Source organism: Pseudomonas fragi, assembly GCF_025426255.1.
Classification (GTDB): Bacteria; Pseudomonadota; Gammaproteobacteria; order Pseudomonadales; family Pseudomonadaceae; genus Aquipseudomonas; species Aquipseudomonas kulmbachensis.
Genome location: NZ_CP104861.1, coordinates 1,648,199 through 1,673,661 on the forward strand (window position 1 = coordinate 1,648,199; position 25,463 = coordinate 1,673,661).

Sequence of the window (25,463 nt, forward strand, 5' to 3'; positions counted from 1 at the left end):
AAACCCCGGCATCGTGGGCCGGGGTCTGTGGTGTTGCTCTGTTGCTCTTACACCAGTGAGGCGATGATCGCGTTCAGCGTGGCGCTAGGGCGCATTACTTTGCTCACCTTGTCGGCGTCGGCGTGGTAGTAACCACCGATGTCGACCGGCTTGCCCTGCACGGCGTTGAGTTCGGCAACGATTTTTGCCTCGTTCTCGGCCATGGCTTTTGCTACAGGAGCAAATTGGGCTTGCAGTTCTTTGTCTTCAGTCTGGGCAGCCAGGGCCTGAGCCCAGTACAGCGCCAGGTAGAAGTGGCTACCGCGGTTGTCGATGTTGCCGACTTTGCGCGATGGCGATTTGTTGTTGTCGAGGAACTGGCCGGTGGCCTGGTCCAGAGTCTTGGCCAACACCAACGCTTTCGGGTTGTTGTAGGTCGTGCCCAAGTGCTCCAGGGAAGCAGCCAGTGCCAGGAATTCACCCAGCGAGTCCCAACGCAGGAAGTTTTCTTCCAGCAGTTGTTGCACGTGCTTTGGAGCCGAACCGCCTGCGCCGGTTTCAAACAGACCGCCGCCATTCATCAGCGGAACGATCGACAGCATCTTGGCGCTAGTGCCCAGTTCCATGATCGGGAACAGGTCGGTCAGGTAGTCGCGCAGTACGTTGCCGGTCACCGAGATGGTGTCCAGGCCCGCACGGGTGCGTTCCAGGGTGAAGTTCATGGCATCTACTGGCGCCATGATGCGAATGTCCAGACCGCTGGTGTCGTGGTCCTTCAGGTAGGTTTCTACCTTTTTGATCATTTCGGCGTCGTGGCTGCGCTGTGGGTCCAGCCAGAATATGGCCGGGGTGTTGCTGGCGCGAGCACGGTTGACGGCCAGTTTGACCCAGTCGCGGATCGGCGCGTCTTTGGCCTGGCACATGCGCCAGATATCGCCTTCTTCAACCTTCTGTTCCATCAGCACGTTGCCGTTGCTGTCTGTTACGCGAACAACGCCAGGGGCCTTGATCTGGAAGGTCTTGTCGTGGGAACCGTACTCTTCGGCTTTTTGCGCCATCAGGCCAACGTTTGGCACGCTGCCCATGGTGGTCGGATCGAACGCGCCGTGCTTCTGGCAGTGTTCGATGGTCGCCTGGTAGATCGTGGCGTAGCAGCGATCCGGGATCAGGGCCTTGGTGTCTTGCAGCTGGCCTTGCGTGTTCCACATTTTGCCGGAGTCACGGATCATGGCTGGCATCGAGGCGTCGACGATAACGTCGCTCGGCACGTGCAGGTTGGTGATGCCCTTGTCCGAGTTGACCATCGCCAGTGCAGGGCGGTTGGCGTATACGGCTTCGATGTCGGCTTCGATTTCAGCTTGCTTCTCGGCTGGCAGCGCCTTGATGCGAGCGTACAGATCGCCGATACCGTTGTTCAGGTTGAAACCGATTTCTTTCAGGATGTCTGCGTGTTTTTCCAGCGCATCCTTGTAGAACTCGGCCACGATCTGGCCAAACATGATCGGGTCGGAGACCTTCATCATGGTGGCTTTCAAGTGAACCGAGAACAGCACGCCCTGTTTTTTGGCGTCTTCGATTTCGGCCGCTACGAACTCGCGCAGGGCTTTTTTGCTCATGACCGAGCAATCGATGATCTCACCGGCCTGAACGGCGGTTTTTTCTTTCAGGACGGTAGTGGTGCCGTCTTGAGCGATCAGTTCGATTTTAACGCTGCCCGGTGCTTCGATCAGGGCGGCTTTTTCGCTGCCGTAGAAGTCGCCTTCGCTCATGTGAGCAACGTGCGACTTGGAGTCGGCAGCCCAGGCGCCCATTTTGTGCGGGTGCTTGCGAGCGTAGTTCTTGACCGACAGCGGTGCGCGGCGGTCAGAGTTGCCTTCGCGCAGAACCGGGTTTACGGCGCTGCCCATGACTTTGCTGTAACGCGCTTTGACTTCTTTGTCAGCGTCAGTGGTCACGGTTTCCGGGTAGTCCGGGATATCAAAGCCCTGCGCTTGCAGTTCCTTGATCGCGGCCTGCAATTGCGGGACCGAGGCGCTGATGTTAGGCAGCTTGATGATGTTGGCTTCAGGAGTAACGGCCAGAGCGCCCAGTTCGGCGAGGTGGTCAGCTACAGCCTTGGCACCCAATTGCTCGGGGAAGCTGGCAAGGATGCGACCTGCAAGAGAGATGTCACGCGTCTCAACAGCAATATCAGCGGGCGCAGTGAAGGCTTCGATGATAGGCAGCAGTGAATAGGTGGCGAGCGCCGGAGCTTCGTCGGTGAAGGTATAGATGATCTTCGAACGGTTGGGCATTTCGGATTAACTCTCTTCTTTGCTGAGCGTGCTCAGATTCTCGAGATGCGCAGGGTAGGCGCTTTCGTTCACAGTGAACAATGAGCCGAAAGTCGAGGTTCTTCGCGGTGATGTGAATGCATCAGTAGAGCGTCAAGCGGTCGAGCCGGGGTAACGGCTCAGCCTTTCTAGGCCTGAAAGACTCATTCCAGTAGGTGTTTCACAGTGACTCCGTGGTCACCGACGCAGTATACATAGGTCACTAATGTTCCTGCGAGGGGTGCGGCCTATCACGAATCATCCATTGGTCTAAGACCCTGCGTCAAAATGCCCTTGTTTTTGGCGTTTTACCCAATGTTTACGGGGTTGCAAAGGGGGGCGGTCGAGGTTGCAATCATGCGTTCTGAACATTCGGTTTGCGTGCTGATTTAACTGGGTTACGCTCGGGATCGGCATGATGTTCCACCCACAAATGGAGTTCAGCATGGGATACAACAAGATCAAGGTTCCAGCCGCAGGTGAAAAAATCACCGTCAACGCCGATCACTCGCTCAATGTTCCCGACAACCCCATCATTCCCTATATCGAAGGGGATGGCATCGGTGTCGACATCAGTCCGGTGATGATCAAGGTGGTCGATGCGGCAGTGAACAAGGCCTACGCCGGCAAGCGCAAGATTTCCTGGATGGAAGTCTATGCAGGGGAGAAAGCCACCCAGGTCTACGACCAGGACACCTGGCTGCCTCAGGAAACCCTGGATGCGGTAAAGGATTACGTGGTCTCGATCAAAGGCCCGCTGACAACCCCTGTGGGCGGAGGCATTCGCTCGCTGAACGTGGCCCTGCGCCAACAGCTCGATCTGTATGTGTGCTTGCGCCCGGTGCGCTGGTTTGAAGGTGTGCCTAGCCCGGTTAAAAAGCCGGGCGACGTCGACATGACGATCTTTCGCGAAAACTCCGAAGACATTTATGCCGGAATCGAATGGAAGGCTGGCTCGCCTGAAGCAATCAAGGTGATCAAGTTTCTGAAAGAAGAAATGGGCGTGACCAAGATCCGTTTTGACCAGGACTGCGGGATCGGGGTCAAGCCGGTATCCAGGGAAGGCACCCGGCGCCTGGCGCGCAAGGCGTTGCAATACGTGGTTGATAACGACCGTGAGTCGCTGACCATCGTGCATAAAGGCAACATCATGAAGTTCACCGAAGGTGCCTTCAAGGAGTGGGCCTATGAAGTGGCGGCTGAAGAATTCGGCGCGACCTTGCTCGATGGCGGGCCGTGGATGCAGTTCAAGAACCCTAAAACCGGACGCAATGTAATCGTCAAGGATGCGATTGCTGATGCCATGCTCCAGCAAATCCTGTTGCGTCCTGCGGAATATGACGTGATTGCGACGCTCAACCTGAACGGTGATTACCTGTCCGACGCTTTGGCCGCCGAAGTGGGCGGTATTGGTATTGCGCCGGGCGCCAACCTGTCGGACACCATTGCCATGTTCGAGGCCACCCACGGCACGGCACCCAAGTACGCGGGCAAGAATCAGGTCAACCCGGGTTCCTTGATCCTGTCTGCGGAAATGATGCTGCGGCATATGGGCTGGATCGAGGCTGCCGACCTGATCATCAAGGGGACTAATGGCGCGATTTCGGCCAAAACCGTGACCTACGATTTTGAACGATTGATGGAAGGTGCAACGCTGGTTTCGTCGTCGGGCTTCGGCGATGCGCTGATCGCTCATATGTGAACTGAGCAGGCATAAAAAAACCGGCCGATTCGAGTGTTTGAATCGGCCGGTTTTTTTTGCGGCGAGTCCGGGGGGTCAGACTGAGAGGCTGGTTACCTCTGGCGCATTCGCAAGGGCGGTGACGGGGCCCTGGGCGTTAGTGATCTCAACGGCATGCAGGCCTTTGGGGCCCTGGATTATTTCGAAGCTCACGGGCTGGCCAGCCTTGAGCGTCTTGTAACCGTCCATCTGGATTGCCGAAAAATGCGCAAAAAAGTCAATCGGGTTTCCGTGTTCATCGATGCCTTCCTTGGCCTGCGTATTAATGAAGCCGAAGCCCTTGGCGTTGTTGAACCACTTGACCTTGCCTTGCATACTCATATCCCTCTGCTGCAAAACTCCATCACTGGAGTATCATCCAGTTCACTCGCACAGAAACCAGTAAATATGGTTGACTGTGCGGACCATTTTTCCCACTGTGGGCATTAATGGTTGTAACACCGTTTTACCGATAGTCAAGGTCACGCGGCGGCGCTGTTGCAATTTGACACCTTCGCCTCCATCACTGTATTTGCACAACCTACGACGAACCTTTTTTTCCATGCATGCAATCAGCCAGACTCGACTAACATTCAATCAGGATCAGTCCGATTTTGATCACGAAGACTCCGCTGGCTTGGCTGTGCAAGAGGCTAAGCCTGCGCTTCAGGCGCCGCCGATGTACAAGGTGGTTTTGTTTAACGATGACTACACACCCATGGATTTCGTTGTCGAAATACTTGAGGTGTTTTTTAACTTGAATCGCGAATTGGCGACCAAGGTCATGCTGGCCGTCCATACAGAAGGACGGGCCGTGTGCGGCATTTTTACCCGCGATATCGCCGAGACCAAGGCCATGCAGGTAAACCAGTACGCGCGTGAAAGCCAGCATCCGCTACTCTGTGAAATCGAGAAGGACGGTTAACGCCGACCACTTGGGTATGAGGTGAAGCCATGTTAAATCGCGAGCTCGAAGTCACCCTCAATCTTGCCTTCAAGGAAGCGCGCTCCAAACGTCATGAGTTCATGACGGTTGAGCACCTCCTTTTAGCGCTTTTGGATAATGAGGCAGCCGCAACCGTTCTACGCGCCTGTGGCGCAAACCTCGACAAACTCAAGCATGACCTGCAAGAGTTTATTGATTCCACGACTCCCCTGATTCCCGTCCACGACGAAGACCGCGAAACTCAGCCAACCCTGGGTTTTCAGCGGGTCTTGCAGCGTGCTGTATTCCACGTGCAAAGCTCCGGCAAGCGTGAAGTGACTGGCGCCAATGTGCTGGTTGCGATTTTCAGCGAGCAGGAAAGCCAGGCCGTCTTTCTGCTCAAGCAGCAGAGCGTTGCCCGTATTGATGTGGTCAACTTTATTGCCCACGGCATCTCCAAGGTACCGGGGCATGGTGATCACTCTGATGGCGAACATGAAATGCAGGATGAAGAGGGCGGCGAATCGTCATCTTCAAGCAATCCTCTGGACGCCTACGCCAGCAACCTGAACGAGTTGGCCCGCCAGGGTCGCATCGATCCGCTGGTAGGGCGCGAAATGGAAGTTGAGCGCGTTGCTCAGATTCTGGCGCGTCGGCGTAAAAATAACCCGTTGCTGGTCGGTGAGGCCGGTGTGGGTAAAACCGCAATTGCCGAAGGCCTGGCCAAGCGCATCGTCGACAATCAGGTGCCTGACCTGCTGGCGAACAGCATCGTCTACTCCCTTGATCTCGGCGCTTTGCTGGCGGGTACCAAGTACCGCGGCGATTTCGAGAAACGTTTCAAGGCGCTGCTCGGTGAGCTGAAAAAACGCCCGCAGGCGATTCTGTTTATCGATGAAATCCACACCATTATTGGTGCGGGCGCTGCGTCTGGCGGCGTGATGGATGCCTCCAACCTGCTCAAGCCTTTGTTGTCTTCGGGCGACATTCGCTGCATCGGCTCCACTACGTTCCAGGAATTTCGCGGAATTTTCGAGAAGGACCGCGCCTTGGCGCGCCGCTTTCAGAAAGTCGATGTGTCCGAGCCTTCGGTTGAAGACACCATTGGCATTCTGCGCGGGCTTAAAGGTCGCTTTGAACAGCATCACGGCATCGAGTACAGCGATGAGGCCCTGCGTGCGGCGGCTGAGCTGGCGTCGCGCTACATCAACGACCGGCACATGCCGGACAAGGCCATTGATGTGATCGACGAGGCGGGTGCTTATCAGCGTCTGCAGCCGGTCGAGAAACGGGTCAAACGCATCGAAGTCGCTCAAGTTGAAGACATCGTTGCGAAAATCGCCCGTATTCCGCCAAAACACGTCTCTGTCTCGGACAAGGAACTGTTGCGCAACCTTGAGCGCGACCTGCGTTTGACCGTGTTCGGTCAGGATGCTGCGATTGATTCGTTGTCCACCGCGATCAAGTTGTCCCGTGCCGGGCTCAAGTCGCCAGACAAGCCTGTGGGTTCGTTCCTGTTCGCAGGGCCGACCGGTGTCGGTAAAACCGAGGCTGCGCGCCAATTGGCCAAGGCCCTGGGCATCGAACTGATCCGTTTCGACATGTCCGAGTACATGGAGCGCCACACCGTATCGCGTCTGATCGGTGCACCTCCGGGCTATGTCGGTTTCGATCAGGGTGGTTTGCTGACTGAAGCCATCACCAAGCAGCCGCATTGTGTGTTGTTGCTCGATGAAATCGAAAAGGCGCACCCCGAGGTCTTTAACCTGCTGTTGCAGGTCATGGACCACGGCACGCTGACCGATAACAACGGGCGCAAGGCTGACTTCCGCAACGTGATCGTCATCATGACCACCAACGCGGGTGCTGAAACAGCTTCTCGGGCTTCGATCGGGTTTACTCATCAGGATCATGCTTCCGATGCGATGGAAGCGATCAAGAAGAGCTTCACTCCCGAGTTCCGCAACCGCCTGGACACCATCATTCAGTTTGGTCGCCTCAGTCACGAGGTCATCAAACATGTGGTGGACAAGTTCCTTACCGAACTGCAGGCGCAGCTGGAAGACAAGCACGTGCAGCTTGAGGTGTCGGACGCGGCGCGTGGCTGGTTGGCCGCGGGTGGCTATGACGCACTGATGGGGGCTCGTCCGATGGCGCGTTTGATTCAGGACAAGATCAAGCGTCCGCTGGCCGAGGAAATCCTCTTTGGCGAACTGGCCGACCATGGCGGTGTGGTACACATCGACCTGGAGAATGGCGAGTTGACCTTCGAGTATGAAACCGCAGTCGAAATGGCTTGATGTAACACGGCAGTAAAAAAGGCGCCCTCGGGCGCCTTTTTGCTGTCTGCAGCTAGCTGGTCGGGCTCAGGCTCGCCGCTGGGTTGTGCTCGGTGTGGCGCTCCAGCACCGGGTAGCCCAAAGCGGCAATATGGTGATGGACACGACGGTAGTCGCGCAGCACCCGCTGGAAAATATCCCCGGACTCGGCCCAGGCCGTCTTGTCATTCTGCAACTTGCGAAAGTGCTCGCGGCTAGCCCTGGCCTCCAGCTTGCGTACGGTTTCCTTGTGGTTGATCAAGGCCTCGGCTGCGGCTGCGTTTTCGCTTAAAAACGCGGTAATGGCCAGGTTCAGGCTCTCCAGCAGGGCCAGGTGCATGGCCTGGATATGCATCAGCTCGAAAGAAGAAAAGCGCTCCCCTCGGCGTGTCCTGCGTACGGCCAGTTGCGCCAGGTTGTTGAGAATGTCCCCGGCATGTTCCAGGTTGATTACGAACATCAGGATTTCCTGGGCGCGATCGGCATCGTCATCGCTCAGGCCGTCGTGGCCGATATCGGCAAGATAAGCGCGGATCGCTGCACTTAGCAGGTCGATGGAGTGATCCAGTTGCCGCACCTCGTTCATGGTCTGCTGATCGACCTTCTCAAACAGTTGCAGGACCTGATTGAGCATCAGTGAAGTCATGTCCGCCAGGCGCAAGGCTTCGCGCACGGTATTGGACAGGCCTATATTGGCCACTTCCAGCCCGGCTTCGTCCAGATACTGTGGCATGCCAGGGTCCGCTGGCGGATCTTGCTGAGGAAACATGCGGGTCAGCAGGCGTGCGCAGGGCTCGGTCAAACCGATAAACACCACTGCCAGCACCAGATTGAACGCGGTGTGCAGGTACACCACCATGTGCGCCGGGCCGATATCAGTTCGGGCCAGATAGTTGGCAATCAGCGCCAGGCATGGCAGCAACACCACGGTGCCCAGCAGGCGGATCAGCAGGTTGCCCACAGGCAGGCGGCGTGCAACAGGCGAGCTGGCGCTGAACACCGATGGCAAGGCGCCGCCGATATTGGCACCGAGCATCAGGGCAATGGCGGTCACGGGTGTCATCATGCCTGCGCCTGCCAAAGAGGCGATCAGCAGCACCACTGCGACGCTGGAGTGGCAGATCCAGGTCAGTAGTACTGCGGCGATCACCGCTATGATCAAGTCGCCTTCCAGGCTTTGCATGATGGCGCGAAACACCGAAGTCGCCTCCATGTGGGCCAAGGTAGCACTGAGCAAACTCAGGGCCAGCAACATCAGGCCCAGGCCGATCAGTGCGCAGCCGACGCTTTCGTAGCGCGAATCATCGCGCAAGCGATACACAATAAAGCCCACCAGCAGGATGATCGGCATCGCCAGCGAGGTATCGAAGCTCAGCAGTTGCACCACCAGAGTCGAGCCGATATTGGCCCCCAGCATCACCGCCAGGGCGGGTGCCAGGCTCAGGGTGCCAGCTGCGGTAAACGAGGTTGCCATCAGGCTGACCGCCGTACTGCTTTGCAATACGCCGGTAATACCGATTCCGGAAATCAGTGCCATCCAGCGGTTATTCAGGTTGCGCCCCATCCAGTTGCGCAGTTGGGTGCCAAATCCGCGCAGCAGGGCTGTGGAAATCATATGGGTGCCCCAGAGCAAAAGTGCGATGGCGCCCGCGAGGTTGAGTAACAGAGTGGTTCCCGACATAAGGAATCTCCACAAAACAAGCATTCATGTCTTACGAGGTCGTAATACGAAGGCATGGGCTGGCGCGATAAGGCGCCAGCCCATGGCGATTCAAGTCAGTACCACTGCTTGAAACGGCGGATGTAGATGGTCTTCATCAGTTGCGCGACGCAGCAGTAGCTGAACAGGGTGGCTACCAGCCAAGGGAAGTACGACAGCGGTAGCGGCTCCAGGCCAACCAATGTACCCAGCGGCGAGAACGGCACGTAGATCCCCAGCACGATCACAATGATGGTCATCATGGTCACCGGCCATGCGGCGGTGCTCTGGATGAACGGGATCTTGCGGGTTCGCAGCATGTGTACGACCAGGGTTTGCGAGAGCAGCCCCTCGATAAACCAGCCGGACTGGAACAGGGTCTGCATTTCCACGCTGTTGGCCGAGAACACGTACCACATCAGGGCAAATGTGGTGATGTCGAAGATCGACGAAGTTGGCCCGATCCAGATCATGAAACGCCCGATATTTTTCGCGTCCCACTTACGTGGTTTTTGCAGGTATTCCTTGTCCATCTTGTCCCACGGCAATGCCAACTGGGAGATGTCGTACATCAGGTTTTGCAGCAGCAGGTGAATCGACAGCATCGGCAGGAAAGGAATAAAGGCGCTGGCCACCAGTACCGAGAACACGTTGCCGAAGTTGGAGCTGGCGGTCATGTTGAGGTACTTCATGATGTTGCCGAATGTCTCGCGACCTTTGAGCACACCCTCTTCCAGAACCATCAGGCTCTTTTCCAGCAGGATGATGTCGGCCGATTCCTTGGCAATGTCCGTGCCGCTGTCCACCGAGATACCCACGTCGGCATCACGTAGGGCTGGGGCATCGTTAATGCCGTCGCCAAGGAAGCCTACGGTGTGGCCGTTGGCTTGCAGTGCTTTGAGTACACGGGACTTCTGCAGCGGGGTGAGCTTGGCGAATACGGTGCGTTGCTCGACCTCCAGTTGCAGCGCGGCGTCGTCCATCGCCTCGATTTCCGGGCCGAGTAATGGCGCGCCTGGTTCCAGGCCGACCTGACGGCAAATCTTGCTGGTGACCACGGCGTTGTCGCCGGTCAGCACCTTGACCGCTACGCCGATGTCCCGCAGGGCTGCAATCGCCGGGCCTGCGGTTTCTTTTGGCGGATCAAGGAAGGTGAGCATGCCGCGGATTACCAGATCCCGCTCGTCAGCGGTGTTGTATTGCTTGTGCGCCTGGGCCTTGGGGATGTCGCGGGTGGCGACCAGCAATACCCGGAAACCGTCCTCATTGTATTCGGTGGCCAGTGCCAGCAGTTGCTCGCGGCGTGCAGGGTCCAGGGCGACGGTGGTATCACCCTCCATCACATGGGTGGCAATGCCGAGCATTTCTTCAACAGCGCCCTTGCACACCAACAGGTGGTCGCCTTGGGTGTCCTTGACGATGATCGACAGGCGCCGACGGACGAAGTCAAAGGGCAGCTCATCCACCTTGCTGTAGTTGAGCGGAGCGTTGAACCTGGAGTCCTGTTGGGCAAATTGCACCACCGCCTGATCCATCAGGTTGCGGATGCCGCTTTGGAAGTGGCTGTTGAGCCAGGCCAGAGCCAGTACCGATTCATCACGCTTGCCGCTGGGGTTGACGTGATGCTCAAGGATGATGTGATCCTGGGTCAGGGTGCCGGTCTTGTCGGTGCACAGCACATCCATGGAGCCCAGGTTCTGGATCGCATTCAGGCGCTTGACCACCACTTTGCGCTTGGCCATGGCGGTTGCGCCCTTGGCCAGGTTGGCGCTGACAATCATTGGCAGCATTTCCGGGGTCAGGCCGACCGCCACTGCCAGGGCAAACATAAAGGCATCGCCCCAATCGCCCTTGGAAAAGCCGTTGAGGAAAAACACGATCGGCACCATGACCAGCATGAAGCGGATCAGCAGCCAGCTGACGCTGTTGACCCCACGGTCGAACGCGGTTTGCGTGCGAGAGCCGACGATTGCCTTGGCCAGTGAGCCAAAGTAGGTGCGCGGGCCGGTGGCGACCACTACGGCGCGGGCGGTGCCGCTGACCACGTTGGTGCCCATAAAGCAGATGTTGGGCAAGTCCAGCAGGTTGCTCTGATCGGCAGCGGTGCTGGAGGCGGACTTTTGTGTGACATCCCCCAAGGTGTCGTATTTCTCCACGGGCAAGGCTTCGCCGGTGAGGACTGCCTGGCTGATAAACAAGTCGCGGGATTCGATCAGGCGAATATCCGCCGGGATCATGTCGCCAGCCGACAGCTGAACGATATCCCCGGCCACCAGCTCGCGCATCGGCACTTCATGCACCGAAGTCTTGCCGCCGGTTTTATCCCGCCGTACAACGGTGGCGGTGGTGCGGACCATGGCTTTGAGGGCTTCGGCGGACTTGGCCGAGCGATGTTCCTGCCAGAACCGCAGCAAGCTGCTGAGGCCAACCATCAAACCAATGATGATGACTTTGGTCAGGTCGCTTTCTTCGCCATCGCGCTCTGGCAGCCAGTAGTCGGTGAAAAAGCTGATAACGGCCAGGGTCAGCAGTACATAGATGAACGGGTTATGCAGGGCCAGCATGAACTGCACGATGGCGTGAGGCGGTTTGTCGTGAGCCACCTCGTTGTAGCCATCTGTCTGAAGGCGTTCGGCGGCGTCTTGCTCGGTCAGGCCGGCAGTTGTGGCGCGGACATTGGCCAGAGTGGCCGAGAGACCGTTTTGTGCTTCCCGAGCGGCACGCATGGACAGTTTGTTGCTGTCGCTGGTGCTGTTCTTGTCTCGAACTTTAGTGTTTTTTACGGCGCTCATGATGAGAACTCCTGTCGCCAACTCTTGACCAAACATACGTTGGCTTACCTATTTAAAGGCGAGCCAATGTATGCCGAGTCGCAAACTTCGCAATCGGTTTTAATGAAGTGTTAAGTGCGCTTTAAAGTCCCGCTGCAATTAAGTTGTTAATGCCCACGCAGCGGGTAACTACTGGCTTCTTCCATGGGGAACTCCAGTGAATTAAAGTTGTTTTCAGTTAATGGGTAATCAGCGCCAAGCGCGACTCTGCGGGTCCTGAGAGTCGGCCATGCTCCAGCGCTGCTCCAGTTGGCCTGTGGCAGGATTGACGCGCCAATGCACCTGGCGGTGCGCAGGTTTTATGCCGGGAGCCGGAGTGGAGAAGGGTGATTTGGTCGAGCGAGCATAAGTGGGCTCGCGGGACAGTTTCACACGCATGCTCGAGGTAAAGGCGCGAACGCCGGGTAGTACAGGGGTTTGAAAGGTCATAACACACCTCGTGACCGGACGGCGCCGGTGAGGTCGTTACGTTGGAGCATCAGGCTCTAGCGCAGTTGACCCCGCCGTGCAGGCGAGTCCCGTCAATGTCTGGGTTTAGCGCCCGGATCTCCGTAATTACGGTGACCGGACAGCGACTAGATACTGTGTCCATTGGCTTCTTTTGTGAAGTTTATAGGCGGCCTGAATGACCGGCCTGTGCAATCTACTTAGACTGCAGGGGTAAGTCAATGTTAACGCCTGGCAAGTGACGGTGGTACAGCAACGGTTCAGGAAGTTTGGAAGTTATGAAAGTGCAGTGTTTGATATGTAATGAATAAGACAAAAAAGTTACAGGCGAGCAAAGTTTAGTAGTGCAGCTAAATCCGTGGGAGTGAGCCTGCTCACGATGGCATTACTGCGGTTCGTTTGGCAGACGGTGTCGCCTGTATCGCGAGCAGGCTCGCTCCCACTGATGTTGTGGGTGTCAGGCAAATCCCGGGCAAACAAAAACGCCCGGCAGAGCCGGGCGTTTTGTATTGACTTGATTAGCGAGCGCGGTAAGTGATACGCCCTTTGCTCAAGTCATAGGGCGTCAGCTCGACGCGCACTTTGTCACCGGTAAGAATACGAATGTAGTTCTTGCGCATCTTGCCGGAAATATGCGCGGTTACGACGTGCCCATTTTCCAACTCCACACGAAACATGGTGTTGGGCAGGGTGTCGACGACAGTGCCTTCCATTTCGAAGCTGTCTTCTTTCGACATGCAGTAAAGCCCTCGGTGTCCAATGAATGGCCCGGTGCAACTGCGCCAGGCAAAAGCGGCGTGCATTGTGCCCGAAAAATGGGGTTTAAGCCAAGGGTTCAATCAAGAGAGCTCCATCTCTGATTAATCAGCAGCTCAATGGGCCGGTATTCGGTCTTGTAATTCATCTTTTTGCAGTTCTTGATCCAGTATCCCAGGTACAGGGCATCCAGCCCCATGCGCCGGGCCTCGGCAATTTGCCAGAGAATCCCGTAGCGCCCCAGACTGCGGCGTTCCTCGTCAGGGTCGTAGAAGGTGTACACCGCAGACAGACCATTGGGCAGCACGTCAGTGACGGCGACCGCCAGCAAGCGGCCATCGAGGCGGAACTCGTAGAATCTCGAGAACGCCAGATCGCGTACCAGAAACGTCGAGAATTGATCGCGGCTGGGCGGATACATGTCGCCATCGGCATGGCGTTGCTCGATATAACGTTGATAAAGGTCAAAATTTTCTTCGCTGAACCCTGGTTTGACAGGCTGTACCTGTAAATCGGCGTTGCGCTTGAAAATGCGTTTTTGCTGACGATTGGGCATAAAGCGCGCAACAGGAATGCGCGCCGGGGTGCAGGCATCGCACTTCAGGCAATGCGGGCGATAGAGATGGTCGCCACTGCGCCGGAAACCCATCTCGGACAAATCGGCATACACCTGCACATCCATCGGCTGACTGGGGTCGAGGAACAGCGTAGTGGCCTGTTCGTCAGGCAAGTAGCTGCAAGCGTGAGGTTGAGTGGCATAAAACTTCAAACGCGCCAGCTCGGTCATGATGGGCCCTCGCAAATCTTTAAATTAAGTGTAAGCCAGCGTGCAAAAGTGCGCCTACAAAACCCACTGTGCAGGTGTGGGCTGGTCGAGATGATTGCGCAAATACTCGGCAAATTGCGTTCGCGGGATTGAGCGGGCGCCGAGGCTCTCGAGGTGGTCAGTAGGCATTTGACAGTCAATCAGTACAAAACCCCAAGCCTGCAGCTGTCTGACTAATGTGACAAAGCCGAACTTTGAAGCGTTGTCGGCGCGGCTGAACATCGACTCGCCAAAAAACAGCTGCCCCATTGCCAGGCCATACAGTCCACCCACCAGTTCGCCGTTATCCCAGACTTCAACCGAATGGGCATGGCCGCGAGCATGCAGTTCGATGTAGGCGTTTTGCATGTTGTCGGTAATCCACGTGCCGTCCGCATAATCGCGCGGTGCTGCGCATGCCTGAATCACGGCTGCAAAGTCGCGGTCAAAACTGACCTGATAGCGTTGCTGGCGTAACAGTTTGCCCAGGCTGCGGGACACGTGCAGCTCTTCGGGGAACAGCACTGTGCGCGGGTCGGGCGACCACCAGAGGATCGGCTGGCCTTCGCTGAACCACGGAAAGCAGCCGTGGCGATAGGCCTGGATCAGCCGGTCTGCCGACAGGTCGCCGCCTGCGGCCAGGAGCCCGTTGGGCTCGCGCATGGCTTTTGCCAGGGGCGGGAATGTCAGAGTGTCGCGTTTTAACCAGGTCAGCATGGCTTTGGGTCTTACAGAAGAAGGGGAGGGCGGCTGCAACTCTGTCACGCAAATGCGGTCTCAGTCGATCTGCCAGCGAAATGTAAGCTCTGTTTTAACGGCGGTATAAGTCTTTGTCACAAAAGGTAATACATGCTCAAATTGGCGCTTCTCAGCCAGGCGCAAGTGGAATCTGATCGTCGCTTGAGCCAGCGTGGCATCAACGGCTTAAACCCGTACAATGGCCTGCCTGTTTACGCTGATCTAGACTGCACCAACGTTGCTGCAGGGAATAATACAAGGCTGGTTTCATTTAAAGTCTGAATTTGTCGCCTGCTCGATATGAGCAGTATTTTGCAGTCACCTTAGTCAATTAATAGTTGGGCGCGCCACAGGCGCAGGAAAAGACCCGTTTTGAAGAAATCCACAGTAGCACCCAAAGCAGTTCCTCTCTGGCGTCAACAGTTGCACTACCGGCTCAAGGAAGGTGCATTGATCGCTATCGGCGCCCTATGCCTGTTCCTGATCATGGCCCTGTTGACCTATGGCAAGGACGATCCCGGCTGGAGCCATAACAGCCGTGTCGTGGATGTGCAGAACTTCGGCGGCCCTGCGGGCTCCTACAGTGCTGACATCCTGTTTATGGTGCTCGGTTACTTTGCCTATATTTTCCCGTTGCTGCTGGCGGTCAAGGCGTACCAGATCTTCCGCGAACGGCATCAGCCCTGGCAGTGGAGTGGCTGGTTGTTCTCATGGCGCCTGGTAGGCCTGGTGTTTCTGGTGATTTCGGGGGCGGCACTGGCCCATATCCACTTTCACTCCGCCGTGGGCCTGCCGGCAGGCGCGGGCGGTGCTCTGGGCGAAAGCCTAGGTGATCTGGCCAAGAATGCGCTGAATATCCAGGGCAGTACCCTGTTGCTGATTGCGTTGTTCCTGTTTGGCCTCACCGTATTCACTGACCTGTCATGGTTCAAGGTCATGGACGTGACGGGCAAAATCACCCTTGACCTGTTTGAGCTGATCCAGGGGGCGGCCAATCGCTGGTGGTCAGAGCGCAACGAGCGCAAGCAGCTTTTGGCCCAACTGCGAGAGGTTGATAACCGGGTCAATGACGTGGTCGCGCCAAGCGTTTCCGACAAGCGTGAGCAGGCCAAGGCCAAAGAGCGCCTGATCGAGCGTGAGCAGGCGTTGACCAAACACATGTCCGAGCGTGAAAAGCACGTACCGGCAGTTATCGCTCCGGCACCGCCCAAGGCGCCTGAGCCGAGCAAGCGAGTGCAGAAAGAGAAGCAGGCCCCGTTGTTTGTGGACAGCGCGGTTGAAGGCACGCTGCCGCCGATCTCGATTCTGGATCCGGCCGAGAAAAAACAGCTCAATTACTCCCCTGAATCTCTGGCGGCCGTTGGTCACCTGCTTGAAATCAAGCTCAAGGAGTTCGGCGTAGAAGTGTCGGTGGACTCGATTCATCCGGGACCGGTGATTACCCGCTACGAAATCCAGCCTGCAGCCGGGGTCAAGGTCAGCCGTATTTCCAACCTGGCCAAAGACCTGGCGCGTTCGCTGGCTGTGACCAGTGTGCGGGTGGTTGAAGTTATCCCGGGCAAAACCACGGTCGGTATCGAAATTCCTAACGAAGACCGGCAGATCGTGCGGTTCTCCGAGGTGCTGTCGACCCCTGAGTACGACAACGCCAAGTCTCCCGTGACTCTGGCCTTGGGCCATGACATCGGTGGGCGACCGGTGATCACCGATCTGGCGAAAATGCCGCACTTGCTGGTAGCCGGTACAACCGGTTCCGGTAAGTCCGTGGGCGTGAACGCCATGATCCTGTCGATTCTGTTCAAGTCTGGCCCCGAAGACGCCAAATTGATCATGATCGACCCGAAGATGCTTGAACTGTCGATCTACGAAGGCATCCCGCATTTGCTGTGCCCGGTGGTTACGGACATGAAAGACGCTGCCAACGCCCTGCGCTGGAGCGTTGCCGAGATGGAGCGCCGTTACAAGTTGATGGCCAAGATGGGCGTGCGTAACCTCGCCGGCTTCAACCAGAAGGTCAAGGACGCCCAGGACGCTGGCGAGCCACTGGTCGACCCGCTGTACAAGCGTGAAAGCATTCACGACGAAGCGCCGCTGCTGGTGAAGTTGCCAACCATCGTGGTGGTGGTCGACGAATTCGCCGACATGATGATGATCGTCGGCAAGAAGGTCGAAGAGCTGATTGCCCGTATTGCCCAGAAAGCACGGGCCGCAGGGATTCACTTGATCCTCGCGACCCAGCGTCCGTCGGTGGACGTGATCACGGGTCTGATCAAGGCCAACATCCCGACCCGTATGGCGTTCCAGGTGTCGAGCAAGATCGATTCGCGCACCATCATCGATCAGGGTGGCGCCGAGCAACTGCTGGGCCACGGTGACATGTTGTACATGCCGCCCGGCACCAGCCTGCCAATCCGGGTACACGGTGCGTTTGTTTCAGACGATGAAGTTCACCGTGTGGTCGAAGCCTGGAAGCTGCGCGGCTCGCCGGACTACAACGAAGACATCCTTGCCGGGGTTGAAGAACCTGGCAGCGGCTTTGACGGCGGCAGCAGCGATGGCGGTGATGACGCTGAAACCGATGCGCTCTACGACGAGGCCGTACAGTTTGTACTTGAGAGCCGTCGTGCCTCGATCTCTGCGGTTCAACGCAAATTGAAGATTGGTTACAACCGCGCTGCCCGAATGATCGAATCCATGGAAATGGCCGGGGTTGTCACCTCGATGAACACTAATGGCTCGCGCGAAGTACTGGCGCCGGCCCCGATGCGCGATTGATCTGCCCAGGGCTGTATCGGGCGGGTTCTAACTAATCAATGAGGATGTCCATGCGTTTTGTCAGCATGCTGTTGCTACCGGTACTGGCTTTTTCTTCGCTGTCGGCCCATGCCGATGCCGAGAGTGTGAAACGTCTTGGTCAATTGCTCGGCTCCGACACCATCACGGCGCGCTTTTCACAGCTGACGCTCGATGGCAGTGGCACTCAATTGCAGGAAACTGCCGGTGAAATGTCGGTTAAACGTCCGGGCCTGTTCTACTGGCACACCGATGCGCCACAAGAGCAACTGATGGTCTCCGATGGCCAGAAGGTTTCGCTGTGGGACCCGGATCTGGAGCAGGTCACGATCAAAAAGCTTGATCAGCGCCTGACCCAGACCCCGGCCCTGTTGCTGTCGGGTGATGTGTCGAAAATCAGCGACAGTTTCGATATCACCTCCAAGCAGGCCGGTGATGTGATGGACTTCACCTTGAAGCCCAAGACCAAGGACACGCTGTTCGACTCCCTGCGCCTGTCGTTTCGCGGTGGCAAGATCAACGATATGCAGTTGATCGACAGCGTGGGCCAACGCACCAACATCCTGTTCACCGGGGTCAAGGTCAACGAGCCGATTCCTGCTTCCAAGTTCAAGTTCGATATCCCGAAAGGGGCTGATGTCATCCAGGAATAAGCCCTGGAAGAGGTTTCAAACGCTGCCCATGGATCTGTTTCGAAGTGCCCCGATTGCCCAGCCCCTGGCTGCCCGTTTACGTGCAGCCAATCTGGATGAGTACGTCGGTCAGGAACACCTGCTCGCTCGCGGCAAGCCCTTGCGTGAAGCGCTGGAGCAGGGCGCGCTGCATTCGATGATTTTCTGGGGGCCGCCGGGCGTGGGTAAAACCACCCTGGCGCGGTTGCTGGCAGAAGTCTCGGATGCACACTTTGAAACCGTTTCGGCGGTACTGGCCGGGGTCAAGGAGATCCGTCAGGCGGTCGAAATTGCCAAGCAGCAGGCGGGCCAGTACGGGCGCCGCACCATCCTGTTTGTTGACGAAGTGCATCGCTTCAACAAGTCGCAGCAGGATGCATTTTTGCCCTATGTCGAAGATGGCACCCTGATTTTTATCGGTGCCACCACTGAAAACCCTTCCTTTGAGCTGAACAACGCACTGCTGTCGCGGGCGCGTGTCTATGTGCTCAAAAGCCTCGATGAGGCGGCCCTGCACAAGCTGGTGCAACGAGCCCTCACGGAAGACAAGGGGCTGGGCAAGCGCTGCCTGAGCCTGAGCGATGAAGGCTTCCAGATTTTGCTGCGGGCGGCTGACGGTGATGGTCGGCGCCTGCTCAACCTGCTGGAAAACGCCTCTGACCTGGCCGAAGATCACAGCGAAATCGGCACCGACCTGCTGCATAACCTGCTGGGCGATACCCAGCGGCGCTTCGACAAGGGTGGCGAAGCCTTTTACGACCAGATCTCGGCTCTGCACAAGTCGGTGCGTGGCTCCAACCCGGACGGTGCCCTGTACTGGTTCGCGCGAATGATCGACGGTGGCTGCGACCCGCTGTATATCGCCCGGCGGGTGGTGCGCATGGCCAGCGAAGACATCGGCAACGCCGACCCGCGCGCGCTGAGCCTGTGCCTGTCGGCCTGGGATGTGCAAGAACGTCTCGGCAGCCCGGAGGGCGAGTTGGCGGTGGCCCAGGCCATCACCTATCTGGCGTGTGCGCCAAAAAGCAACGCGGTGTATATGGGCTTCAAGGCCGCACTGCGCAGCGCCGCCGAATACGGCTCGCTTGAAGTGCCGCTGCATTTGCGCAACGCGCCGACCAAGCTGATGAAACAACTGGGTTATGGCGACGAATACCGCTACGCCCATGACGAACCTGACGCCTATGCTGCTGGCGAAGACTACTATCCGGATGAGCTGGAGCCGTTACAGCTGTATCAGCCAGTTCCGCGGGGGTTGGAGCTTAAGATCGGCGAGAAGCTCAAACATCTTGCTGCACTGGATCGTGCCAGCCCCAAACAGCGGAGAAAACCGTGATCCCAGTGATCGTTGCTGTATCAGTGGGCGGTGTTGCAGGCACATTGTTGCGCTTCGCCACGGGAAACTGGATCAACGCCAATTGGCCGCGGCACTTTTATACCGCGACATTGGCCGTTAATATCGTGGGCTGCCTGCTGATTGGCCTCCTTTACGGACTTTTTTTGATGCGCCCGGAAGTACCGATTGAAGTCCGAGCCGGACTAATGGTCGGTTTTCTGGGTGGTTTGACTACTTTTTCATCCTTTTCACTGGATACGGTGCGCCTGCTTGAAACCGGGCAAGTGCCATTGGCACTGGGCTATGCGGCCCTCAGCGTATTCGGCGGGCTGCTCGCAACCTGGGCTGGCCTGTCCCTGACCAAACTTTGATAAACGAGAAACCGACATGCTCGATTCCAAACTGTTACGTGGCAACCTGCAGGACGTAGCGGATCGCCTGGCATCCCGTGGCTACACGCTGGATGTGGCACGCATCGACGCGCTGGAAGCCAAGCGTAAAGAAGTTCAGACCCTGACCGAGAAGCTGCAGGCCGAGCGCAATGCCATCTCCAAAAGCATTGGCCAGGCCAAGGCTCGCGGTGAAGACATCGCGCCACTGATGGCCAGTGTCGAAACCATGGGCAGCGATCTGGCCAATGGCAAGGTTGAGCTGGAAACCATCCAGACTGAACTGGACTCGATCCTGTTGAGCCTGCCGAACCTGCCGGATGCTTCCGTGCCGGTTGGCGCTGACGAAGACGACAACGTCGAGATCCGTCGCTGGGGCACGCCTACTGCCTTCGATTTTGAAATCAAGGACCACGTTGCGCTGGGTGAACAATACGGCTGGCTGGATTTCGAAACCGCCGCCAAATTGTCCGGTGCCCGCTTTGCCTTGCTGCGTGGGCCAATCGCACGCCTGCACCGTGCACTGGCGCAGTTCATGATCAACCTGCACATCAACGAGCACGGCTACGAAGAGGCTTACACGCCTTATCTGGTTCAGGCGCCAGCGCTGCAGGGCACTGGCCAATTGCCGAAGTTCGAGGAAGACCTGTTCAAGATCAGCCGTGAAGGCGAAGCCGATCTGTACCTGATCCCGACTGCCGAAGTGTCGCTGACCAACATCGTCGCCGGCGAAATCGTTGAGCACAAAGCCCTGCCGATCAAGTTTGTGGCGCACACGCCGTGCTTCCGCAGTGAAGCCGGTGCGTCGGGCCGTGATACCCGCGGCATGATCCGTCAGCACCAGTTCGACAAGGTTGAAATGGTGCAGATCGTTGAGCCTTCCACCTCGATGGATGCATTGGAAGGCCTGGTTGGCAACGCCGAGAAGGTTTTGCAGCTGCTTGAACTGCCATACCGTACCCTGGCGCTGTGCACCGGCGACATGGGTTTCAGCGCGGTCAAAACCTACGATCTGGAAGTGTGGATTCCGAGCCAGGACAAGTACCGCGAGATTTCGTCGTGCTCCAACTGCGGTGACTTCCAGGCCCGCCGCATGCAAGCGCGTTTCCGTAACCCGGAAACCGGCAAACCAGAGCTGGTTCACACCCTTAACGGTTCCGGTCTGGCTGTAGGCCGCACCCTGGTAGCCGTGTTGGAAAACTACCAGCAGGCTGACGGCTCGATCCGTGTGCCTGAAGTGCTCAAGCCTTACATGGGCGGCATTGAGGTCATCGGCTAAATGGAGTTTCTGCCGCTGTTTCATAACCTGCGTGGCAGCCGTGTACTGGTGGTCGGTGGTGGGGAGATTGCCTTGCGCAAATCCCGGCTGCTGGCCGATGCCGGTGCGGTGCTGCGGGTGGTCGCACCCGCCATAGAGCCCCAGTTGTGCGAGTTGATAAACAGCAGCGGTGGCGAACAGGTGCTGCGCGGCTATGTTGAAGCTGACCTTGAAGGTTGTGTGCTGATCATCGCCGCCACCGACGATGAGCCACTCAACGCCCAGGTCTCCGCCGACGCCCGTCGCCGCTGTGTGCCGGTCAATGTGGTGGATGCGCCTGCGCTGTGCAGCGTGATTTTCCCCGCGATTGTCGACCGTTCGCCGTTGATCATTGCCGTATCCAGTGGCGGCGATGCGCCGGTGCTGGCGCGGTTGATCCGGGCCAAGATTGAAACCTGGATCCCTTCGACCTACGGTCAGTTGGCGGGCCTCGCGGCGCGCTTTCGTAGCCAGGTCAAAGGCCTGTTCCCTGATGTGCAGCAGCGTCGCGGGTTCTGGGAAGACGTGTTCCAGGGCCCGATTGCCGACCGTCAACTGGCCGGGCAGGGCGCTGAAGCCGAGCGTTTGCTGTTGGCCAAGATCAATGGTCAGGCGGCTGAAACCACCGGTGAGGTTTATCTGGTAGGTGCCGGGCCGGGTGATCCGGATTTGCTGACGTTCCGCGCGCTGCGCCTGATGCAACAAGCTGACGTGGTGCTCTACGACCGCTTGGTGGCCCCGGCGATTCTTGAACTGTGCCGTCGTGATGCCGAGCGGGTGTATGTGGGCAAGCGTCGTGCCGAGCATGCGGTGCCGCAAGACCAGATCAACCAGCAACTGGTCGACCTGGCCAAGCAAGGCAAACGCGTGGTGCGGCTCAAGGGTGGCGATCCGTTTATCTTTGGCCGTGGCGGCGAAGAGATCGAAGAACTGGCTGCCCACGGGATTCCGTTCCAGGTGGTGCCAGGGATTACCGCTGCCAGTGGTTGCGCGGCCTATGCCGGGATTCCGCTGACCCATCGTGATTACGCGCAGTCTGTGCGTTTCGTGACGGGCCATTTGAAAGACGGCACCAGCAATCTGCCCTGGAATGACCTGGTGGCACCGGCGCAGACGCTGGTGTTTTACATGGGCCTGGTAGGTTTGCCGATCATCTGTGAGCAACTGATCAAGCACGGTCGTTCAGCAGACACCCCGGCGGCGTTGATCCAGCAAGGTACTACATCCAATCAGCGTGTCTTCACTGGCACTTTGAAGGACTTGCCGACGTTGGTGGCGGAGCATGAAGTTCATGCGCCGACACTGGTGATCGTGGGTGAGGTAGTGCTGCTGCGTGAGAAGCTGAAGTGGTTCGAAGGCGCTCAGTCGCAGGACTAGGGTTTTGTGGGAGCGGGCTTGCTCGCGATGGTAGCACTGCGGTTTGCCTGACAGACCGCGTCGCCAGCATCGCGAGCAAGCCCGCTCCCACATTTGTCTCAGGGTCCTTTTTAGCCCCGATTATCCCCCACCAGACTCTCCACCGACGGCACCCGCGTGTCGCTCTCCATCTGTGCATCGTGCTCGATCTGATGACTGAAGCGATCCAGTGACCCTTGTGCGGGCTGCGCATCGCTGGCAAAGACCGGCGGGCTGAGGATGTAGGCGCCCAGTAAACGGCTCAACGCCGCCAGGCTGTCGATATGGGTACGCTCATAACCGTGGGTCGCATCACAGCCGAATGCCAGCAGGGCGCACCGAACATCGTACCCGGCCGTTACCGCAGAATGAGCATCGCTGAAGTAATAACGGAACATGTCACGTCGTACCGGCAGTTCGTTTTCGCTGGCCAGGCGCAGCAAATGCCGCGACAAGTGATAGTCGTACGGCCCGCCCGAATCCTGCATCGCCACACTCACCGCGTGCTCGTTGGAATGTTGGCCCGGTGCCACCGGGGCAATATCAATGCCCACAAACTCACTGACATCCCAGGGCAAGGCGGCTGCCGCGCCATTGCCGGTTTCCTCGGTGATGGTGAACAGCGGATGACAATCGATCTGTGGTTGTTCGCCGCTTTCAACGATGGCTTTCAAGGCTGCGAGCAGGGCCGCGACCCCGGCTTTGTCGTCCAGATGCCGGGCACTGATATGACCGCTTTCGGTGAACTCGGGCAGCGGGTCAAATGCCACGAAATCGCCAATATTGATCCCCAGCGAGTCGCAGTCGGCCCGCGTGGCGCAGTAAGCGTCCAGGCGTAACTCGATATGGTCCCAGCTGATCGGCAGTTCATCCACCCCGGTATTGAATGCATGACCTGAGGCCATTAACGGCAACACACTGCCGCGAATCACTCCATTGTCGGTAAACAGGCTAACGCGACTGCCTTCGGCGAAGCGGCTGGACCAGCAACCGACCGGGGCCAGTATCAGTCGGCCATTGTCCTTGATCCCCCGCACGCTGGCGCCAATGGTGTCCAGGTGTGCAGAGACCGCGCGATCCGGGCTGCTTTGCTGGCCCTTGAGGGTGGCGCGCAAGGTGCCGCGCCGGGTCAGCTCAAAGGGAATGCCCAACTCGTCCAGGCGTTCGGCGACATAGCGCACGATGGTGTCGGTAAAACCGGTGGGGCTGGGGATGGCGAGCATTTCCAGCAATACCCGTTGCAGGTAGTCGAGGTCAGGTTCAGGGAGGGTACGATTCATAAAAACTCCTGAGGGGCAGTCAGCTACAGGGCAGGCTGACTGTGGGGAAACAGCAAATCGACAAAACGTTCGGCAGTGGGCTGTGGCTCATGATTGGCCAAGCCGCAGCGTTCATTGGCTTCGATAAACACATAGTCCGGTTGGTCGGCAGCAGGCACCATCAGGTCCAGCCCGACCACAGGAATATCCAGCGCCCGGGCTGCGCGAATGGCCGCGTCGGCCAGCACCGGGTGCAGCACGTCGGTTACATCTTCGAGGCAACCGCCGGTATGCAGATTGGCGGTGCGGCGCACCGCAAGTATCTGCCCTGCTGGCAAGATACTGTCGTACTCGTAGCCTGCGGCCTGCACGGTGCGCAGGGTTTCAGCATCCAGCGGGATACGGCTTTCGCCTTCGGTGGCGGCTTGACGGCGGCGGCTTTGGGCTTCTATCAGGCGCTGGATATTGTGTAGTCCATCGCCCATCACCTGCGCGGGTCGGCGGATGGCCGCAGCCACCACTTCAAAGCCGATTACTACCACCCGCAGGTCGAGCCCTTCGTGGAAGCTTTCGAGCAGCACCCGGCTATCGAACGCCCGTGCTGCCTCGATGGCCTGTTGCACCTGTTCGATGTTGTCGAGGTCCACCGCCACGCCATTGCCTTGCTCGCCATCCACAGGTTTGACCACCACCCGGGTGTGCTGCTCAAGAAAACCCAAATTGTCATCGGCATTACCGGCCAGTTGCTGGCTGGGCACGTTCAAACCTGCCTGGCTCAAGACCTTGTGGGTCAGGCATTTGTCCTGGCACAGGCTCATGCTGATGGCGCTGGTCAAGTCGCTCAGTGATTCGCGGCAGCGAATCCGCCGCCCGCCGTGGCTGAGGGTGAACAGCCCGGCAGGCGCATCATCGATTTGCACATCGATTCCGCGCCGGTAAGCCTCTTCGACCACTATCCGGGCATAGGGGTTGAGCCCGGCTTCAGGGCCTGGCCCCAGAAACAGGGGTTGGTTGATGCCGTTTTTACGCTTGATGGCAAAAGTCGACAGGGTACGGAAACCCAACTTGGCGTAGAGATTTTTGGCCGAGGCATTGTCGTGCAGCACCGATAGATCGAGATAGCTCAGGCCTCGGCTCATAAAGTGCTCGATCAAATGCCTTACCAACACTTCACCGACGCCGGGACGCGAACACTGCGGGTCGACCGCCAGGCACCAGAGGCTGCTACCGTTTTCGGGGTCGTGAAAGGCGGTGTGATGATTCAAGCCCATGACGCTGCCAATCACCGCGCCGCTGTCCTCATCTTCGGCCATCCAGTACACCGGACCGCCTTGATCACGGGCGGTGAGCAATGCCGGGTCGATGGGCAGCATTGAGCGCGCCTGGTACAGCGTGTTGATCGCGGTCCAGTCTGCCTCGCTTTGTGCTCGGCGGATGCGAAAGCCGCGAAATACGCGGGTGGCCTGGCGGTAATCGGTAAACCACAGGCGCAAGGTGTCCGACGGATCGAGAAACAGTTGTTGCGGAGATTGCGCCAGTACGCGCTGAGGTGCGGCGACGTACAGCGCAATATCGCGCTCGCCGGGCTGCTCGTTGAGCAGCTCATCGGCCAGGCTGCCAGGGTCGGGGAACGTATGCCCGATCAGCAACCGGCCCCAGCCGCAATGCACGGCGACGGGCTGGGCGTCGAGTTCGCTGCCGTCTTCGGCAAAGCGTGCCTGCAGGCGTTCATATGAAGGCGTCTGGCCACGTAACAAACGTTGGCTATAAGCCGTAGCGAGGGGTTTCATCGG

General features: G+C 58.0%; 19 protein-coding genes. 9 read left to right on the plus strand and 10 right to left on the minus strand.

Going from position 1 to position 25,463, the window contains the following annotated elements; translation table 11 throughout:
- Positions 1-47 precede the first annotated feature (47 nt).
- Positions 48-2,273: an NADP-dependent isocitrate dehydrogenase gene (locus N7D90_RS07715; RefSeq protein WP_261741604.1), complete on the minus strand. Its 2,226-nt coding sequence runs from the start codon at positions 2,271-2,273 to the stop codon at positions 48-50.
- Between the two features lie 463 nt (positions 2,274-2,736).
- On the opposite strand from N7D90_RS07715, the gene icd reads away from it, so the two are divergent.
- Complete coding sequence (gene icd / locus N7D90_RS07720; protein ID WP_261742398.1) at positions 2,737-3,993, plus strand: NADP-dependent isocitrate dehydrogenase; 1,257 nt, start codon at positions 2,737-2,739, stop codon at positions 3,991-3,993.
- A gap of 75 nt (positions 3,994-4,068) precedes the next feature.
- On the opposite strand, the gene N7D90_RS07725 is transcribed toward icd, so the two are convergent.
- Entirely contained in the window at positions 4,069-4,347 is a 279-nt protein-coding gene (locus tag N7D90_RS07725; RefSeq protein WP_261741605.1) for a cold shock domain-containing protein, read from the minus strand.
- Between the two features lie 226 nt (positions 4,348-4,573).
- On the opposite strand from N7D90_RS07725, the gene clpS reads away from it, so the two are divergent.
- Both clpS and clpA read left to right on the plus strand, forming a co-directional pair.
- Positions 4,574-4,936, plus strand: coding sequence for an ATP-dependent Clp protease adapter ClpS (gene clpS / locus N7D90_RS07730; protein ID WP_261741606.1), 363 nt, complete (start codon positions 4,574-4,576; stop codon positions 4,934-4,936).
- A 29-nt stretch (positions 4,937-4,965) separates the two neighbouring features.
- Positions 4,966-7,236, plus strand: coding sequence for an ATP-dependent Clp protease ATP-binding subunit ClpA (clpA, locus tag N7D90_RS07735; protein ID WP_261741607.1), 2,271 nt, complete (start codon positions 4,966-4,968; stop codon positions 7,234-7,236).
- 52 nt (positions 7,237-7,288) lie between these two features.
- On the opposite strand, the gene N7D90_RS07740 is transcribed toward clpA, so the two are convergent.
- The 6 genes from N7D90_RS07740 to aat all read right to left on the minus strand — a co-directional run bounded on the left by N7D90_RS07740 (position 7,289) and on the right by aat (position 14,509).
- Positions 7,289-8,935 carry a Na/Pi cotransporter family protein gene (locus N7D90_RS07740; protein ID WP_261741608.1) on the minus strand — a complete coding sequence of 549 codons (1,647 nt, stop codon included), beginning with the start codon at positions 8,933-8,935 and terminating at the stop codon, positions 7,289-7,291.
- A 95-nt stretch (positions 8,936-9,030) separates the two neighbouring features.
- Positions 9,031-11,745: a magnesium-translocating P-type ATPase gene (gene mgtA / locus N7D90_RS07745; protein WP_261741609.1), complete on the minus strand. Its 2,715-nt coding sequence runs from the start codon at positions 11,743-11,745 to the stop codon at positions 9,031-9,033.
- A gap of 228 nt (positions 11,746-11,973) precedes the next feature.
- Positions 11,974-12,213 (minus strand): hypothetical protein, encoded by a 240-nt coding sequence (locus tag N7D90_RS07750; protein WP_261741610.1) that lies wholly within the window; start codon positions 12,211-12,213, stop codon positions 11,974-11,976.
- A gap of 536 nt (positions 12,214-12,749) precedes the next feature.
- Complete coding sequence (infA, locus tag N7D90_RS07755; protein ID WP_002553999.1) at positions 12,750-12,968, minus strand: translation initiation factor IF-1; 219 nt, start codon at positions 12,966-12,968, stop codon at positions 12,750-12,752.
- Between the two features lie 98 nt (positions 12,969-13,066).
- Positions 13,067-13,774: an arginyltransferase gene (locus tag N7D90_RS07760; protein WP_261741611.1), complete on the minus strand. Its 708-nt coding sequence runs from the start codon at positions 13,772-13,774 to the stop codon at positions 13,067-13,069.
- A gap of 54 nt (positions 13,775-13,828) precedes the next feature.
- The gene (gene aat / locus N7D90_RS07765) at positions 13,829-14,509 is read right to left on the minus strand and encodes a leucyl/phenylalanyl-tRNA--protein transferase (RefSeq protein WP_261741612.1); all 681 of its coding nucleotides are present in this window, start codon (positions 14,507-14,509) and stop codon (positions 13,829-13,831) included.
- Positions 14,510-14,860: 351 nt separating this feature from the next.
- Here aat and ftsK point away from each other — a divergent pair, with 351 nt between their 5' ends.
- Genes ftsK through cysG form a run of 6 tightly spaced genes read left to right on the plus strand, consistent with a single transcriptional unit; the run spans position 14,861 to position 22,393 of the window.
- Positions 14,861-17,305: a DNA translocase FtsK gene (ftsK, locus tag N7D90_RS07770; RefSeq protein ID WP_410012272.1), complete on the plus strand. Its 2,445-nt coding sequence runs from the start codon at positions 14,861-14,863 to the stop codon at positions 17,303-17,305.
- A 50-nt stretch (positions 17,306-17,355) separates the two neighbouring features.
- Positions 17,356-17,976: an outer membrane lipoprotein chaperone LolA gene (gene lolA, locus N7D90_RS07775; RefSeq protein ID WP_133078174.1), complete on the plus strand. Its 621-nt coding sequence runs from the start codon at positions 17,356-17,358 to the stop codon at positions 17,974-17,976.
- Between the two features lie 28 nt (positions 17,977-18,004).
- On the plus strand, positions 18,005-19,330 hold the full coding sequence (locus tag N7D90_RS07780) for a replication-associated recombination protein A (RefSeq protein ID WP_261741614.1): 1,326 nt from the start codon (positions 18,005-18,007) through the stop codon (positions 19,328-19,330).
- A complete protein-coding gene (gene crcB, locus N7D90_RS07785) occupies positions 19,327-19,701 on the plus strand; it encodes a fluoride efflux transporter CrcB (protein ID WP_261741615.1) in 375 nt (124 codons plus the stop codon). The genes N7D90_RS07780 and crcB overlap by 4 nt, the downstream gene beginning before the upstream one ends.
- A gap of 16 nt (positions 19,702-19,717) precedes the next feature.
- The gene (gene serS / locus N7D90_RS07790) at positions 19,718-20,998 is read left to right on the plus strand and encodes a serine--tRNA ligase (protein WP_261741616.1); all 1,281 of its coding nucleotides are present in this window, start codon (positions 19,718-19,720) and stop codon (positions 20,996-20,998) included.
- Positions 20,999-22,393 carry a siroheme synthase CysG gene (gene cysG, locus N7D90_RS07795; RefSeq protein ID WP_261741617.1) on the plus strand — a complete coding sequence of 465 codons (1,395 nt, stop codon included), beginning with the start codon at positions 20,999-21,001 and terminating at the stop codon, positions 22,391-22,393.
- Between the two features lie 110 nt (positions 22,394-22,503).
- On the opposite strand, the gene N7D90_RS07800 is transcribed toward cysG, so the two are convergent.
- A complete protein-coding gene (locus tag N7D90_RS07800; RefSeq protein ID WP_261741618.1) occupies positions 22,504-23,691 on the minus strand; it encodes an osmoprotectant NAGGN system M42 family peptidase in 1,188 nt (395 codons plus the stop codon).
- 23 nt (positions 23,692-23,714) lie between these two features.
- Positions 23,715-25,460: an N-acetylglutaminylglutamine synthetase gene (gene ngg, locus N7D90_RS07805; RefSeq protein WP_261741619.1), complete on the minus strand. Its 1,746-nt coding sequence runs from the start codon at positions 25,458-25,460 to the stop codon at positions 23,715-23,717.
- Positions 25,461-25,463: the final 3 nt, after the last annotated feature.

Bases quoted from the DNA above. Each gene is read 5' to 3' on its own strand.
- mgtA (WP_261741609.1), bottom strand. From the start codon at position 11,745: ATGAGCGCCGTAAAAAACACTAAAGTTCGAGACAAGAACAGCACCAGC.
- aat (WP_261741612.1), bottom strand. From the start codon at position 14,509: ATGCTGACCTGGTTAAAACGCGACACTCTGACATTCCCGCCCCTGGCA.
- N7D90_RS07780 (WP_261741614.1), top strand. From the start codon at position 18,005: ATGGATCTGTTTCGAAGTGCCCCGATTGCCCAGCCCCTGGCTGCCCGT.
- N7D90_RS07750 (WP_261741610.1), bottom strand. From the start codon at position 12,213: ATGACCTTTCAAACCCCTGTACTACCCGGCGTTCGCGCCTTTACCTCG.
- N7D90_RS07740 (WP_261741608.1), bottom strand. From the start codon at position 8,935: ATGTCGGGAACCACTCTGTTACTCAACCTCGCGGGCGCCATCGCACTT.
- ngg (WP_261741619.1), bottom strand. From the start codon at position 25,460: ATGAAACCCCTCGCTACGGCTTATAGCCAACGTTTGTTACGTGGCCAG.
- cysG (WP_261741617.1), top strand. From the start codon at position 20,999: ATGGAGTTTCTGCCGCTGTTTCATAACCTGCGTGGCAGCCGTGTACTG.
- N7D90_RS07725 (WP_261741605.1), bottom strand. From the start codon at position 4,347: ATGCAAGGCAAGGTCAAGTGGTTCAACAACGCCAAGGGCTTCGGCTTC.
- clpA (WP_261741607.1), top strand. From the start codon at position 4,966: ATGTTAAATCGCGAGCTCGAAGTCACCCTCAATCTTGCCTTCAAGGAA.
- icd (WP_261742398.1), top strand. From the start codon at position 2,737: ATGGGATACAACAAGATCAAGGTTCCAGCCGCAGGTGAAAAAATCACC.
- infA (WP_002553999.1), bottom strand. From the start codon at position 12,968: ATGTCGAAAGAAGACAGCTTCGAAATGGAAGGCACTGTCGTCGACACC.
- N7D90_RS07800 (WP_261741618.1), bottom strand. From the start codon at position 23,691: ATGAATCGTACCCTCCCTGAACCTGACCTCGACTACCTGCAACGGGTA.
- N7D90_RS07760 (WP_261741611.1), bottom strand. From the start codon at position 13,774: ATGACCGAGCTGGCGCGTTTGAAGTTTTATGCCACTCAACCTCACGCT.
- clpS (WP_261741606.1), top strand. From the start codon at position 4,574: ATGCATGCAATCAGCCAGACTCGACTAACATTCAATCAGGATCAGTCC.
- lolA (WP_133078174.1), top strand. From the start codon at position 17,356: ATGCGTTTTGTCAGCATGCTGTTGCTACCGGTACTGGCTTTTTCTTCG.
- N7D90_RS07715 (WP_261741604.1), bottom strand. From the start codon at position 2,273: ATGCCCAACCGTTCGAAGATCATCTATACCTTCACCGACGAAGCTCCG.
- serS (WP_261741616.1), top strand. From the start codon at position 19,718: ATGCTCGATTCCAAACTGTTACGTGGCAACCTGCAGGACGTAGCGGAT.